Origin of the sequence: Enterococcus malodoratus ATCC 43197 (assembly GCF_000407185.1) — a bacterium.
Lineage (GTDB): Bacteria > Bacillota > Bacilli > Lactobacillales > Enterococcaceae > Enterococcus_A > Enterococcus_A malodoratus.
On sequence record NZ_KE136484.1, the window covers coordinates 277,739 to 292,300 of the forward strand.

At 41.6% G+C, this 14,562-nt stretch carries 16 protein-coding genes and 1 riboswitch; of the genes, 14 read left to right on the plus strand and 2 right to left on the minus strand.

Annotated elements, in window-relative coordinates; translation table 11 throughout:
• The first annotated feature begins 6 nt into the window (after window positions 1–6).
• Window positions 7–582: a TetR/AcrR family transcriptional regulator C-terminal domain-containing protein gene (locus I585_RS22140; protein ID WP_010741127.1), complete on the plus strand. Its 576-nt coding sequence runs from the start codon at window positions 7–9 to the stop codon at window positions 580–582.
• Between the two features lie 2 nt (window positions 583–584).
• On the opposite strand, the gene I585_RS22145 is transcribed toward I585_RS22140, so the two are convergent.
• The gene (locus tag I585_RS22145) at window positions 585–1,553 is read right to left on the minus strand and encodes a 2-hydroxyacid dehydrogenase family protein (RefSeq protein ID WP_010741126.1); all 969 of its coding nucleotides are present in this window, start codon (window positions 1,551–1,553) and stop codon (window positions 585–587) included.
• A 53-nt stretch (window positions 1,554–1,606) separates the two neighbouring features.
• On the opposite strand from I585_RS22145, the gene I585_RS22150 reads away from it, so the two are divergent.
• The 3 genes from I585_RS22150 (at window position 1,607) to thiT (ending at window position 3,313) form a co-directional block, all read left to right on the plus strand.
• Window positions 1,607–2,065 carry a low molecular weight protein-tyrosine-phosphatase gene (locus tag I585_RS22150; RefSeq protein ID WP_010741125.1) on the plus strand — a complete coding sequence of 153 codons (459 nt, stop codon included), beginning with the start codon at window positions 1,607–1,609 and terminating at the stop codon, window positions 2,063–2,065.
• A 72-nt stretch (window positions 2,066–2,137) separates the two neighbouring features.
• Window positions 2,138–2,500 (plus strand): hypothetical protein, encoded by a 363-nt coding sequence (locus tag I585_RS22155; RefSeq protein ID WP_010741124.1) that lies wholly within the window; start codon window positions 2,138–2,140, stop codon window positions 2,498–2,500.
• 68 nt (window positions 2,501–2,568) lie between these two features.
• Window positions 2,569–2,667: riboswitch (TPP riboswitch) on the plus strand.
• Between the two features lie 49 nt (window positions 2,668–2,716).
• Window positions 2,717–3,313 (plus strand): energy-coupled thiamine transporter ThiT, encoded by a 597-nt coding sequence (gene thiT / locus I585_RS22160; protein ID WP_010741123.1) that lies wholly within the window; start codon window positions 2,717–2,719, stop codon window positions 3,311–3,313.
• A gap of 39 nt (window positions 3,314–3,352) precedes the next feature.
• Here thiT and I585_RS22165 read toward each other — a convergent pair whose 3' ends face one another.
• Window positions 3,353–4,123 carry a hypothetical protein gene (locus tag I585_RS22165; protein ID WP_010741122.1) on the minus strand — a complete coding sequence of 257 codons (771 nt, stop codon included), beginning with the start codon at window positions 4,121–4,123 and terminating at the stop codon, window positions 3,353–3,355.
• 266 nt (window positions 4,124–4,389) lie between these two features.
• On the opposite strand from I585_RS22165, the gene I585_RS22170 reads away from it, so the two are divergent.
• The 10 genes from I585_RS22170 to rsmB all read left to right on the plus strand — a co-directional run bounded on the left by I585_RS22170 (window position 4,390) and on the right by rsmB (window position 14,549).
• Window positions 4,390–5,094 carry a class A sortase gene (locus I585_RS22170; RefSeq protein WP_010741121.1) on the plus strand — a complete coding sequence of 235 codons (705 nt, stop codon included), beginning with the start codon at window positions 4,390–4,392 and terminating at the stop codon, window positions 5,092–5,094.
• A gap of 154 nt (window positions 5,095–5,248) precedes the next feature.
• Window positions 5,249–6,877, plus strand: a complete 1,629-nt coding sequence (locus tag I585_RS22175) for a patatin-like phospholipase family protein (protein ID WP_010741120.1) — start codon at window positions 5,249–5,251, stop codon at window positions 6,875–6,877.
• Window positions 6,878–6,908: 31 nt separating this feature from the next.
• The gene (locus tag I585_RS22180) at window positions 6,909–7,124 is read left to right on the plus strand and encodes a YdbC family protein (RefSeq protein WP_010741119.1); all 216 of its coding nucleotides are present in this window, start codon (window positions 6,909–6,911) and stop codon (window positions 7,122–7,124) included.
• Between the two features lie 33 nt (window positions 7,125–7,157).
• Entirely contained in the window at window positions 7,158–8,042 is an 885-nt protein-coding gene (locus tag I585_RS22185; RefSeq protein WP_010741118.1) for a YicC/YloC family endoribonuclease, read from the plus strand.
• A gap of 111 nt (window positions 8,043–8,153) precedes the next feature.
• Window positions 8,154–8,768: a guanylate kinase gene (gmk, locus tag I585_RS22190; protein WP_010741117.1), complete on the plus strand. Its 615-nt coding sequence runs from the start codon at window positions 8,154–8,156 to the stop codon at window positions 8,766–8,768.
• A 4-nt stretch (window positions 8,769–8,772) separates the two neighbouring features.
• On the plus strand, window positions 8,773–9,075 hold the full coding sequence (rpoZ, locus tag I585_RS22195; RefSeq protein WP_010741116.1) for a DNA-directed RNA polymerase subunit omega: 303 nt from the start codon (window positions 8,773–8,775) through the stop codon (window positions 9,073–9,075).
• Between the two features lie 206 nt (window positions 9,076–9,281).
• Entirely contained in the window at window positions 9,282–11,684 is a 2,403-nt protein-coding gene (gene priA / locus I585_RS22200) for a primosomal protein N' (RefSeq protein WP_010741115.1), read from the plus strand.
• Between the two features lie 86 nt (window positions 11,685–11,770).
• Window positions 11,771–12,262 (plus strand): peptide deformylase, encoded by a 492-nt coding sequence (def, locus tag I585_RS22205; RefSeq protein ID WP_010741114.1) that lies wholly within the window; start codon window positions 11,771–11,773, stop codon window positions 12,260–12,262.
• Entirely contained in the window at window positions 12,255–13,196 is a 942-nt protein-coding gene (gene fmt / locus I585_RS22210; protein WP_010741113.1) for a methionyl-tRNA formyltransferase, read from the plus strand. Before def ends, fmt begins: the two co-directional genes overlap by 8 nt.
• Window positions 13,197–14,549, plus strand: coding sequence for a 16S rRNA (cytosine(967)-C(5))-methyltransferase RsmB (gene rsmB, locus I585_RS22215; RefSeq protein ID WP_010741112.1), 1,353 nt, complete (start codon window positions 13,197–13,199; stop codon window positions 14,547–14,549).
• The last annotated feature ends 13 nt before the right edge of the window (window positions 14,550–14,562 follow it).

The window sequence follows — 14,562 nt, forward strand, 5'->3', positions numbered from 1 at the left end:
GAAAAAATGGCGGAAGGAAAAGCGACCAAAGAAACAATTGTCAAAGCGTTAGTCGCGTTGTGCCAAGAAAAAAATTATGACAAAATCACTGTTCAAGATATCAGTCAAAAGGCCTGCTTGAACCGCCAGACATTTTATTATCACTTTAAGGACAAAAATGATCTGCTCCACTACGCCTATTATCGCCGGGGCCTGCAATATTTGGTTTCAGACGAGCTGGCGTTGACGAATTGGGAAGAATCTGTTCTGAAGATGTTAAAGGAAATGCAGATCTGTCATCAATTCTATTTGAATACGGTGACGGCGATCCCCAAAGTATTAACGAAAGAGTTTAATGAACTGGCGAAACGCCTATTTGTACGCCTATTTGATGAGGTTGATCAAGAAGGTGAGCTCTCGCAAACTGACAAGGAATTTTATGCCCGTTTCTTGGCCCATGGCTGCGGCGGAATTTTGATCGACTGGTTACTAGCCGGAGCGGATCAACCGCCAATTACAATTGCGGCACAATTATTTCGTTTTGCTAAGGACATCGAGTTTTTTGCTTATCGCTTATATGAAAAAGACTGGAACGAGCGTTAAGCTCAGTCCAGTCCATTTACGATATATTTGATTGGTTGTTGATTGATTAAGGCAATCGCATTTTTCACAACGATTGCGGCCATTTGGTCGCGTGCTTCTACACTGGCATTACCGATATGCGGAGTCAAGATGACGTTCGGCAGCTCTTTCAACCCTTCAGTAACCTTGGGTTCGAACTCATAGACGTCCAAAGCGGCACCGGCAAGCTGCTGGTCTTTTAAGGCTTGAAGCAGATCACTCTCATTGATTAGAGGTCCGCGTGCGGCGTTGATTAAAAGGGCGCTGTTTTTCATTTGTTTAAACGCATCGCTGGTCAATAAATGATGGGTGTCCTCGGTTAACGGTGCGTGCAACGTTAAGATATCCGCTTGTTGGATCACTTCAGCCTGTGAATAATAGGTTGCCTGTAATTTTTCTTCTAGTTCAGAAGTTAATGGGTGACGCTGGTTGTAAATGATCTTCATGCCAAAGGCGTTCATCATTTGCGCCAAGGCTTGACCGATCTTTCCCATGCCGATAATTCCCAAAGTTTTATCTTTCAGTTCATGACCTAAGAAAAATAATGGAGCCCAGCCGTCAAAGCCTTTGCCGTGCATCAAATGATCCCCTTCAACGATGCGGCGAGATAAGGCGATGATCAAACCAGCGGTCAATTCCGCTGTCGCATTGGTAGAGACTATTGGTGTATTCGTTACATAGATTTTCCGATCTTTTGCATAAGCGCTATCGATATTGTTGAAGCCCGCTCCGAAGTTCGCGATCAGTTTCAATTTTGGTGCGGCATCGATGACATCACGATCGACTTGGGTTGAAAGCGGACAAATTAAAACTTCACAATCAGCGACGTTTTCGATCAATTCTTCTTTCGAAATCAACCCGTCGCCTTCATAGACCTTATATTCAAGCGCTGCTTCTTTTAATAATTTTGTGCCAAGCTCAGGCAGTTTGGCGGAAAGATAAATTCTACTCATTTACGATCCCTCGTTTCATTTCGATAAATTGACTATAGCACAGGAGGAATGACATGAAAAAGATTCTATTTGTTTGTATGGGAAATATTTGCCGTTCACCGATGGCCGAAGCGGTTTTTCGGGATGCTTTCCAAAAGCGGCAGGAGGATAATTTTCAAGTTGATTCAGCGGCCACGAGTCGTTGGGAGGTTGGAAATCCACCCCATCGCGGAACACAGAAACTGCTATCGCAGCATCACATTTCGACCAAAGGAATGCGTGCCCGGCAAGTGACCACCGAAGATTTTTATAATGCCGATTTTATCATCGGGATGGATCAAGAAAATGTCAGCGATCTTCAAGCGATAGCCCCAGATGGCACTGAGAACAAAATCTATTTGTACTTAGACCTTGTTCCCGGTCATACGGGAGAAAGTATCCCTGATCCATGGTATACCGGTAATTTTGAAGAAACCTACGATTTAATTCAAAAAGGTTTAAACGAATGGTTAACTTTTCTGGAAAAGGACTAGATTCCTTGTTTTTTCCCAGAAATTTAAGTAAAATCAAACTACGCAACCATGCTCTTGATAGGAGGAAGCTGAATGACTAAAAACGAGAAGCCTAAAAAGAATTTAATTAAGCTGTTTTCGAATTCATCGTATCGTTTCATCTCGGATTTTTTGAATGATTCTGCTGAAAAACGTGCCCAAGAGCAAGCTAACGAGAACATTTTTCTCAAACTGAAGATGGCGGCTCTGCAAAATAGTTTAGTAGTCATTCAAGTGCAAGACGAAAAAGATGAAGAAAAATTTCAAACGATCTCAGGGTGGCTGCCTAAAGTAGTGACCAATGATTCTATCGTTATTCGGACCCAAGAAAATCAACTGGTCATGTTGACAATTGATCGGATCAAAAAGGTGACGACCTTATCGCCAAGCGGTGATCAGGAAAGTATCTCACGATAAAAGTACTTTATACATTTACGAGTGATCAGACATCTGGTATACTCTGAATGTACTAAAAATAGAATAATACTTTCGCAAAGGGGAGCCCTCGGGCTGAGATTGAGATTACTCTAAACCCTAGTACCTGTTTCGGTTATTCGAGCGTAGGAATTGTGATGAAGTAATGATAGTTACTTCTCCTTTGTGGACTGTATGTTCAAAAGGAGGAGTTTTTTTATGAGTAAAACCAACAAAACAAGAATCATGATCGAAGGGACAATCGTGGCGGCATTGGCTTTCATGCTTTCATTGATCCCAACAACGATCGGCAGCAGCTTTACGGTATCATTAGGGATGATCCCGATGGTCCTATTCGCATTGCGGCGTGGAGTAAAGCCAGCGTTGCTATCGGCTTTTATCTGGGGAATCTTGCATTTTCCAGCGGGGGATGTTTATTTTTTGAGTGTCATTCAAGTATTGATTGAATACCCGATCGCATTTACCTTTGCTGGATTTGCCGGAGTATATGCCAAAAAAGTTCAGCAAGCAATACTTGCCGACGACATGCAGGCCGCACGAAAAAATATCGTCTATGGGACCTTTGTTGGAACGGGCGCCAAATTCTTTTGGCATTTTATCGCCGGGGTCGTTTTTTGGGGCAGTTATGCATTGTGGGGCATGAATCCTTGGATCTTTTCATTTGTGATGAACGGTGCCAGCGGTTTGGCAACAGCAATTGTGACAGCGATTGTCGCCGTATTGGTTGCTGAAAAGGTACCACAATTGTATTTGCCGAAGGACGGCAATCTAATTCAAAAACGAAGTCACCAATAAAGAAAAAGCATTTGTCCCAAACGGGACAAATGCTTTTTTTTAACGGAATGAGAAGACAGGGTCATCATTCTCCACATCCAAAGACCAAAGCTGTTTGGATGTGTCGTAAGTGATCTCTGCGATCTGTTGTTCCTTCTTATAGTTTTTCGGACTGCGCCGCCATCCCTTTTCATCCGATAAAAAGATGGGGATGTGGTAGATTTTATTTTTTAGTTCAGACTGGTCGAGGCAAAAGATTGCACCCTCTTGCAAGATCGGATATAATTCCTTCAACAGTTCGCCGTCAAGCGGTGCAACGGAAGAACCTTTACGGAAAAACGAGCGGCGATCATTGACTTTTTCCAGAACGATGCGAGTCAACTTGCTGGCAAGGATGCGGTAAAATTCATCCAAGTAGCGATAATAAACACGCATAGTTTCATTGCCTAAATTGAAATAGACAAAGTTGTTTTGTAATTTATAGAAAAAGGGAGAATGCAGATGCGTCCGCATATGCCCAAAATAAAGCAATTCTGATATTTCTAATGGTGTTAACTCTTTCAACATCGCGAGATCATTAAAGTCGATCCACTTTGTTCCTTTTGACTGAGTGAAGACTTTGTTGTTAAAAAATTGTTGGACTTGTTCAGGACTATTTACGACCTTTAAGCCGGTATGCGGTTCATATTCTCCAGCTTCTGCGACAGGGTCTAGCAATAACAAATGTTTAGGGTGATGGACAATTCCGTCAACAAAATCGTTGGGTGAAAAACCTTTTGAGAGTACCGCATTACTTGTGGAATCGATATATGCAAATAACGTATCTGGCACAAATTTTCACCCTTTCTAATAGTCGTCACAATCATTTTAACTCAATAATAAAAAAAAAGCTCGTATCTTTTATTTTAAAATTAGATTACAAATGCCTTAAAAACTGCAACATTGAAGGCCCTTTTTAACATTTAAAATCATTTTAATAAATAACGACTTCTTAATGCATTTATTTCTTTTTTTAATTTTTTTCTATTAAGTGAATGTAGTGTCACTTAATAGAAAAGAGTATGATATGATTGATGCGAGAGCGCAGGAGGTTTAGGATGAAGAAAAAAAGAAATTGGCTGATAAATATTTTTCTTTTCTTATTACTATTAGTAGGGTTAGCTTTGATTTTTAACAATCAAATCAAATATTTTTTGATGCAGTATAATGGTGATCGTTACGCCGTAGCGAAAATGGATCGCACGGAGATCGATAAAAATCTGCAAAAAGACGCATCTTTTGATTTTGATGCGGTGCAGCCGGCTAGTACGGAAGCAGTTTTACAAGCACAGTTAGACAATAAACGCTTACCTGTAATTGGCGGGATCGCGATTCCGTCTGTAGAAGTAAATTTACCGATTTTTAAAGGGCTATCTAATGAGGTTCTTCTATATGGTGCGGGCACTTTGGCGCCAGACCAAAAAATGGGTGAAGGCAATTATGCTCTGGCAAGTCACCGTGCCGATCGTCCAGGACTTTTATTTACTCCGCTTGAAGGGGTAAAAGAAGGCGATTTGATCTATCTGACCGATCTGCATAATATCTATACGTACAAAACAACGCTAAAGGTTCGGGTTCAACCGACAGAAGTGAAGTATTTAGATGTCCATCCGGACAAACAGCAAGTCACTCTGATAACTTGCGGCGAGATCGAAGGTGTGACGCGGATTATCGTGCAAGGGGATTTAGTTGCTATGACCTCTGTCAACAACGCGACAGACACTATGCGCAAGGCTTTTGAAATGGAACAGCGAACATATTAATTTTAGCGGTGACAGAGGCGAGTCATTTCTGCCCTGCTTTTACTCAAAAAACTTCAAGGCCTGCCTTGGAGTTTTTTGTTGCGGGAAAATTTCTGCTATACTGGAACAAACATGCTGAATTTATTTGATAGAGGACAAATCAAGGGAGGAAGCGATGGAGTTAAAAAGAATTTTTGTCTCGGATTTGCTGGCGTCTTGGAAAAAATTTCAACAGACACAGTTGCTGTTTCCTTTCTATCCATCTCATGGACAGGCTCGCTCAGAGTTTTTAGCGGCGGTTAAGCGTGGAGAAGGATTTTGGCTGCAACGTAAATCCCAATGGCTGTTAGTAGATAAAATAGATAAGGATAATACATGGCAAATTAATAATTTGCTGATCTCACTGAATCTTGGCTGGCAGACAGCCTTTTTATTGTTAGAAAATGCTGCTCGTCAAAAATTCAAACGAGCATTATATTTGAAAATTGAGGCTAATTTGATTCTGCAGCAATGGTTAATTGACCAAGGCTATCAACTCTTAGATGGACTTTGGCAAAAAGAATTGGTTTACCACACAGGTTTGGTCTTAGGCGGCGGCGGTGCTCGAGGTGCTTATCAAATTGGTGTTTGGAAGGCTTTGCTGGAGAAAAACATTCAATTCGAGGTAATCACAGGAACCTCAGTTGGCGGGTTAAATGGCGCGTTGATCGCACAAGGTGATTACAATCAAGCCTGGGCATTGTGGGAAGAAATCGAGACCGATAAAGTCTTGGATATCACCTTCAAAGAAGTGGAAGAGCTGGATTTTTCAGCTCAAGTGGATCAACTGCGTACGTTTATTAAAGTCTCTTTGCAGCAACGGGGTGTTTCTTCAGAGCCGCTTAGAGGGTTATTGGAAGAACGATTAGATGAACCAAAAATTCAAACGGGCTGTCCTTTTTACGTTGTCACGACGAAAGTACCGGCTTTCCAAGAAGTGATTGTCTCACTCAATGAATGTCCGGCGGAAGAAATTATCGATTGGCTGTTAGCCTCTGCTGCTTTTTTCCCAATGATGGCGATGGCAAAAATTAAGGATGAATATTATGTAGATGGCGGCTACCGCAACAATTTGCCGGTCGATATCGCCTTGCAAAAACCGATCACCGAACTGATCGTGGTAGATGTTCATGGTCCTGGTTTGGATAAAAAATATCGCTTACCAGATAATGTTGCTGAATTAGCGTTGGCGAGTCCTTGGGGATTGGGTGATTTGCTGCTGTTTCAAAGTGCTCGCTCGTCAGAAAATATCGATCTAGGCTACTTAGAGACAAAACGGGCATTTGATGAACTTCAAGGCTATCGCTACTTTTTCAGTTGCCACTCTAATTTTGAAATGATCACAAAAGATTTCTTACGCTATGCAAAAACAGAGATCACTCTCAAAAAAGAAGCGTTGTATCCCGAACTGCAAAAGTTTTTTGGAGCACACGTACCGACAGAAATGCTCAGCCTAGCCTTTTTGGAATTTTTTGCCTACTGGGTAAATGTCTCACCAGTACAAGTGTATACACCGCAGGAATTTATTGAAACGATTTTGCGGCAGTTTGAAATGCCGATCAAATTAAGCGCAACATTTTCGGTGCAAGAGCAAATTGGCGATTTTATTGAAAGCCATAATGTTTTTTCTGATTATTATCAGGTCTTGCAAATTTATCAGCAGGAAGGGTCTCTAGAAACCTTTTATCGACGTTGGCCGATTCCAACGCTGCTGGCACTCTTTTTTAAATACATTCGAAATATCAATCTTACTATTGGAAGTTAACCAAAAGTAAGAGCAACTAGGAGGAAGTATCGTGGCAGAATTTAATTATGAAATCGTAGAAGAAATCGCTGTTTTATCGGAAAATCCGAAAGGCTGGCGGAAAGAATTGAACTTAGTAAGCTGGAATGAGCGACCACCAAAATTTGATTTGCGGGACTGGGCGCCAGAACATGAGAAGATGGGTAAAGGCGTTACGTTGAGTAATGAAGAATTTGCTGCTTTAAAAGAGGCTTTAAGCAATATGTAGTCCACGATTTAATAAAAGAAGGGAACAAATCAAATGAAAAGTATGACCGGTTATGGCCAAGCGGCGCAAACCAATGAAGCTTACGAGTTGAACATTGAATTAAAAAGCGTCAACAATCGTTTCTTAGACTTGCAGATTCGCATGCCTAAAGAATTGAATCCTTTTGAAGCTCTGATCCGTAAGATTGCGAAAGAAAAAATTCAACGAGGACGAGTGGATGTCTTTATTAATCTAACACCGTTAAAAAGCGGCAATAAAAAAGTTTCCGTTGATTGGGAGCTGCTGCAGCAACTAGTTTCTGAACTGCAAAATGGCGGAAAGGAACATTTCGGTATTGTGGATTTTCCAGCAGAACAAGTGCTGGTCAAAGCAATGGAGCAATCTGATTTTGTAACGCTGGTTGATCAGCCCTCCGATGAAGACACCTTGGAGGAGTTAGTTCAAGTGGTTGCGGATGCGGCCTTTACACAGTTAGCAGCCAGTCGTGAACATGAGGGAATAGGTATTCAAAAAGTGATGCTTGAATACAGTGAAAAAGTCCAAGACCTAGTAAATGAGTTGCAGGGATTTGTGACTGAATATGAGGCTGATTTCCAACAACGGTATCAAGCAAAGCTGGAAGAGTATCTAGGAAATACTGTTGACCAAGATCGCTTACTGACTGAATTGGCGATTCTATTGGAGCGCGGTGATATCCATGAGGAGCTTGACCGTTTGAGTATCCATTTAGAAAAATTAGGAAAACTTTTGCAAACGACGGAACCTGTTGGCCGCGAGTTGGATTTTTTACTGCAGGAAATGAATCGTGAAGTCAATACGATTGGATCAAAATCAAGTCCAATTCAGATCAAAGACATCGTTGTCCAACTAAAAACAATTTTAGAAAAAATTCGTGAACAGATCCAAAATGTTGAATAGTTAGGTGAATTTCCATAATAAATAGCAGATAGCTTACGGATGCCTCTTGAAATATTCACAAAAAAAGTGCACAATAGGCGTTAGCTAAAAAGAGCATGAAAGGGCGTTAGTATGTCTGAACGAGGACTGTTGATTGTATTGTCGGGACCTTCCGGAGTTGGAAAAGGAACGGTCAGAAAAGCCATTTTTGAAAGAGACGATAATGAGTTCCAATACTCTGTCTCAATGACCACTCGTCCGATGCGAGAAGGTGAAGTTGACGGCGTCGATTATTATTTCCGTACGAAAGAAGAGTTCGAAGCAATGATCGAAGCAGGCGATATGTTGGAATATGCCGAGTATGTTGGAAACTATTATGGAACACCGCTAACTTATGTAAACAAAACGTTAGACGAGGGGAAAGATGTCTTTTTAGAGATCGAAGTCCAAGGTGCGCAACAAGTGAAAGAAAAAGTGCCAGATGGTGTGTTTATTTTTCTTACACCGCCAGATCTTGCGGAATTAAAAGCGCGGATCGTTGGACGGGGGACCGATAGCCTTGAAGTGATCGAAAAACGCATGCTCGTTGCACGCCAAGAGATCGAAATGATGGCGCTCTATGATTACGCTGTCGTCAATGATCAAGTACCTAAAGCTGTTGATCGTATAAAAGATATTATCGTCAGTGAACACTACCGAGTTGACCGAGTAATTGGTAAATATATAAAAATGTTAAAGGAGATATAAGCTTATGATGTTAAAACCTTCAATTGATACGTTGTTAGACCATGTGAATTCAAAATATTCTTTAGTAATCTTAGCCAGTAAACGTGCCCACGAATTAGATGCAGGTGCACAACCAACGCTGGATTCATTTGATTCTGTAAAAAGTGTTGGCCAAGCGTTAGAAGAAATCGACGCAGGTGCTGTGATTAATGATCCACATCCAGAAATCAAACGTGAACGTTTGAAAATGGAAGAAGAAGAACGTCACTTACAACGTGAACGTGATCAACGTGATTTAGAAGCACGCATTCGCAACGAACAAAACTAAGCACAGGAATTTTTTTGCTGATGTAAAATGGGATTGTACCAATACTTTTGGCGCAGTCCCTTCTTTTTGTGGTCTAAGAGACTCGCATTTTTAACATAAATAATTATGCCTAGGCGTAATTTTACGAAGCTTTTCTTACATAGTATCTTTAATTTAAGCGATCTCAGATAAAATCGAGTACAATAATTAGGAATGGAGGCGGAAAAATGAAATTAGCACAGGTGATTGTAGATGTGCCGGCGATGCAGACGGATCAGCCATTTAGTTACTTAATCCCGCCTCAATTAGCGGTAGAAGTCGGGATGCGTGTGGAGGTTGGTTTTGGTCCGCGACATGTCCAAGGATTTGTGGTTGGTTTTGAAACAGCTCCAGAACCTTTGCCGGATAATTTGAAACCGATTATTCGTGTGTTGGATTTAGCTCCTGTCTTAAATCAAGAGTTATTAGCTTTAGCGGACTATATGAAAGAGACGACGTTTGCCTTTAAAGTCACTTGTCTGCAAACGATGCTGCCAAGTGTTATGAAGGCTGATTATCAAAAACGATTGTATCTCGTTGCCGAGGATCCGGCGGTTCAAGCTAAATATTTCAAAGATTCAGAGTCGATTACTTGGGAAGAAGCAGAAGCACAAGGCTGGTTGAAAGAATTGGCTGTGCTTCGCGACAAGAACATCGTTGAATTACGCTATGAAGTCCATACCAAAAATAAAATAAAAACAGAACGCTACATCAAACGAATGTTTTCTCCTGAAAAGGCAAGTGAGTTAAAAGCTGGTTTACGAAAAAATTCGTATAAACAAGAACAGCTATTGGATTATTTAGCCGCACTTTCTGACGAAGAACTGATCGCCGTCAAAGAAATGAAGGCGGAAGATTTTTCTCTAGCCAACTTGAATCAAGCAGAGAAAAAGGGCTGGTTAGCGTTTGTAGCGATTGAAAAATATCGTGATCCTTATGCTGAAAGAGAAATCAAACAAACTTCCGCACTAGATCTAAATCCTGAACAAAAATTGGCCTATGAAGCTATCAGCAAGAAGAGTGCCGCTCATGAACACCAAGTCTTCTTATTAGAGGGCGTGACAGGAAGCGGGAAGACAGAAGTTTATCTTCAAGTTATCCAGGATGTGCTGGCGAATGGTCAAACTGCCATGATGCTGGTACCTGAGATTTCTTTAACGCCGCAAATGGCAACACGCTTCAAAGAGCGCTTTGGCAGTGAAGTGGCCGTCTTGCATAGTGGTCTGTCACAAGGCGAAAAATACGATGAATGGCGCAAGTTAGAACGTGGAGAAGCACATGTGGTTGTGGGAGCTCGATCAGCAATTTTTGCTCCGTTAGAAAATTTGGGCGTGATCATCATCGATGAAGAACACGAGACTAGCTACAAACAAGAGGAGTCACCACGTTATCATGCTAGAGATTTAGCGATTTGGCGTGGGAACTACCATCATTGCCCGGTTGTTTTGGGCAGTGCAACACCTTCTTTAGAATCACGTGCACGTGGACAAAAAGGTGTGTATCATTTGTTGAATCTAACTGAACGTGCCAGCGCACAGGCTAAATTGCCAACAGTTGAGATTGTTGATATGCGGGAGGAAATGCAGCGCCGTCTAAATTCTTCATTTTCCGAGATATTGGAAGAGAAATTGCGAGACCGCTTGGCGAAAGGCGAACAAAGTGTGTTATTGCTAAACCGTCGAGGGTACTCTTCTTTCGTAATGTGTCGTGATTGCGGGTTTGTTTTGCCTTGCCCGAATTGCGATATTTCTTTAACTTTACATATGGATACAAAAACGATGCGTTGTCATTATTGTGGACATGAAGAAGGAATCCCTCACCGTTGTCCGAATTGCGGCAAAGATAAGATTCGTTACTTTGGAACGGGAACGGAAAAGGTTCAGGAAGAGCTGGAGCAATTGATTCCAGAGGCAAGAGTTCTGCGGATGGATGTCGATACAACTCGCCGCAAAGGTGCGCACGAAAAAATTCTAACAGCATTTGGCGATCGTGAAGCAGATATTTTATTAGGGACGCAGATGATCGCAAAGGGTTTAGACTTTCCAAACGTAACCTTGGTGGGTGTTTTAAACGCGGATACTGCTTTGAATCTGCCGGATTTCCGCTCCAGTGAGCGAACCTTCCAATTGTTGACGCAGGTAAGCGGTCGTGCCGGTCGTGGTGATAAAGCTGGTGAAGTGATCATTCAAACATTTAATCCTGAACACTATACTATTCAGTTGGCACAGCATCATGACTATGAGAGTTTCTTCCAGCAAGAGATGCGAATCCGCCATCAAACGGATTATCCGCCTTACTACTATACGGTTAAGGTAACGGTCTCTCATCAAGAAGAGATGCGAGCAGCGCAAAAAGCGTTTCAATTAGCCGAACAATTGCGGAAACAGCTAAGTCCGCAAAGTATTCTGTTAGGACCGACACCCGGTGCAATCTTGCGCATCAAAAACCGTTATTACTATCAATTGATTATCAAATATAAAAATGAACCAAAACTACAAGCGACTTTAGAAGATATATTGCAAGTGAGTCAAAAGGACCAGCGACAAGGCTTATTGATCGCCATAGACAACGAACCAATGTATTTTATTTAAAGGACAATACAAAAAATTAATCGTTCTCCCGCTTATAGAAGAATACAGAAGATAAAAATCCTAGAAAATATGAAAGAAGGGACTCTATGCGTTATCCCATTATTATTCACCCGGATGAGCGTTTGCTAAAAAAGGCAGAGCCAATCGAATATATTACCGATGAGATCGTTGAATTGTTAGATAATATGTATGAAACGATGGTGGCACATGATGGCATTGGCCTAGCTGCACCTCAAATTGGAAAAAACCTGCGTATCGCAGTGGTTGAAGTTGAAGAAGGCGACCGTTTTGATTTTATCAATCCGGAAATCATCGATCGAAAAGGAACAACGATTGATGTCGAAGGGTGTCTTTCAATTCCTGAAACATATGGAACAGTCGAGCGTGCTGATGAAGTGACTGTGCGCTATTATGATCGAGAAGGATCTGAAATGGAAGTCACAGCGTATGGCTATTTAGCTCGTGCTTTTCAACACGAAATTGATCATTTAAATGGCAAATTGTTTATCGATCAAGTAATCGAAATAATCAAACCAGAAGATTTAGAACGTTATATGGAGGAACATGCCGATGACTAAAATTATATTTATGGGAACCCCAGCTTTTTCAGTGCCGATTTTGGAGAGTTTGATTGAAGCAGGTTATGATGTCGCTGCGGTAGTGACTCAACCAGATCGCCCAGTTGGACGAAAAAAAATCATTACGCCAACACCTGTCAAAGAAGCTGCGTTGAAACATGACTTATTAGTCTTGCAACCAGAAAAAATCAGCGGCTCACCTGAGATGGAAAAAATCAAAGAACTAGCGCCGGATCTATTAGTTACCGCAGCCTTCGGTCAATTCTTACCAGAAAAATTATTGCAGGTCCCTAAATTGGGTGCGATTAATGTTCATGCTTCGCTGCTGCCCAAATATCGAGGCGGTGCCCCCGTTCATTATGCAATCATGGAAGGTGAAACGGAAACCGGCGTGACTATCATGGAAATGATCAAAAAAATGGATGCTGGCGGTATCTTCAGCCAGCAAAAGGCGGCTATCACTAAACAAGATGATGTAGGGACGATGTTTGAAAAATTAAGCCAAGTGGGTAAAGAATTATTGCTAGCAACATTGCCCAAAATTATTTCTGGCGAATTAAAACCAACGCCGCAAAATGAAGCAGAAGCGACTTTTTCGCCTAATATCAGTCGTGAACAAGAAGCGATCGACTGGCAGAAAACGGCCGAAGAAGTTGATAATCAGGTTCGAGGAATGCATCCATGGCCGGTGGCCTTCACTACTTATGAAGGTGCGCGTTGGAAAATTTTTCGCACAACACCGTTAGAAGAAACAACAACAGCAGCGCCTGGAACGATCGTTTCGCGTTCGAAAAAAGCCTTGCATATCGCCTGCGGAAACGGCACGGTCTTAGCAGTAGATGAACTGCAACCCGCTGGTAAAGCAAAACAAGCGATCCAAGCCTTTCTAAATGGCAGCGGCCAAACCGTTGCTGAAGGGCAGCAGGTGGGGTAGATGGCAAAAATACCAAAAAAATTATTACGTTCTGTACGTTTTACCGCATTAGAAGCGATTGAGCGAATCAATCGTGGAGGGGCTTATTCAAATTTATTGTTAAATGAATTGATTCAAAAAAATCAAGTTGATGGCAAGGATACGGCTTTATTAACTGAACTTGTTTATGGAACGATCAGTCGTCAACTTTCACTAGCATATGACATCGAACCGTTTATTAAAAAGGCTAAAAAAGTCGATCCATGGGTCAAAAGTCTTTTGCAATTATCTGTTTATCAAATGCTTTATCTAGATCGTGTACCAGATCATGCGATCATTAATGAGGCCGTTGAAATTGCTAAAGCCAAAGGAAATCCGGGAACTGGTAAGTTCGTCAATGGTGTCTTGCGTTCAATTCAACGTGAGGGTGTACCGTCATTAGAGTTGATTAATGATCCGATTGAACGTTTAGCAATAGAGATCAGTTTACCAAAATTTATGACAGAGAAATTTGTAGCTGAACTCGGTCAAGAAGAAACGCGTAGGCTTGGTTTGTCTTTATTAGAGCCTAGTCGTGTAAGTGCGCGAATTGATTTACGCTTTTTAACAAGGGCGGAAGCGATTGAAGCTTTGGCAGAGGACGGGATAGAGGCACGTCCCAGTGAGCTTACGCCTTATGGGATTGTGGCAGATAGAGGATTTCTGGCTGGCAGCGAACTGTTTCAAAATGGTTGGCTGACAATTCAAGATGAAAGTTCAATGTTGGTTGCTCAAGCTATGGAAATCGAACCAGGGCAAAAAGTCTTGGATGCTTGTGCTGCTCCGGGAGGAAAAACAACCCATATTGCGGCACTGCTTCAGGATGAAGGATCAGTAACGGCGTTAGATATTCATGAACATAAGTTAAAACTGGTTCAAGAAAATGCGGAACGTTTACGTGTTGCGGACACAGTGGTAACAAAGAAAATGGATGCTCGAGAAGCATCGAAAGAATTTGCACCAGAAAGTTTTGACCGTATCCTGGTAGACGCGCCATGTTCAGGTTTAGGATTGATGCGTCGAAAACCAGACATCAAATATCAGAAAAAAGCACAGGATTTTGTTCAATTACCCAAAATTCAGCTGGAAATTTTAAAGAATTGCGCACCCACATTGAAATCAGGTGGGATTATGGTATACAGTACTTGTACGATTACTTCAGAGGAAAATCAACAGGTGGCCGCTGAATTTTTAGCCGCTCATCCTGATTTTGAAAAAATCGACTTGGATTTAGAAGAAAAATTACAACCGGCGATTCATGAGCAGATGCTGGTTTTATATCCAGAAATGTTTATGACAGACGGTTTCTTTATTTGTGCAATGCGAAAAAAATAGATAAATGAGGTGG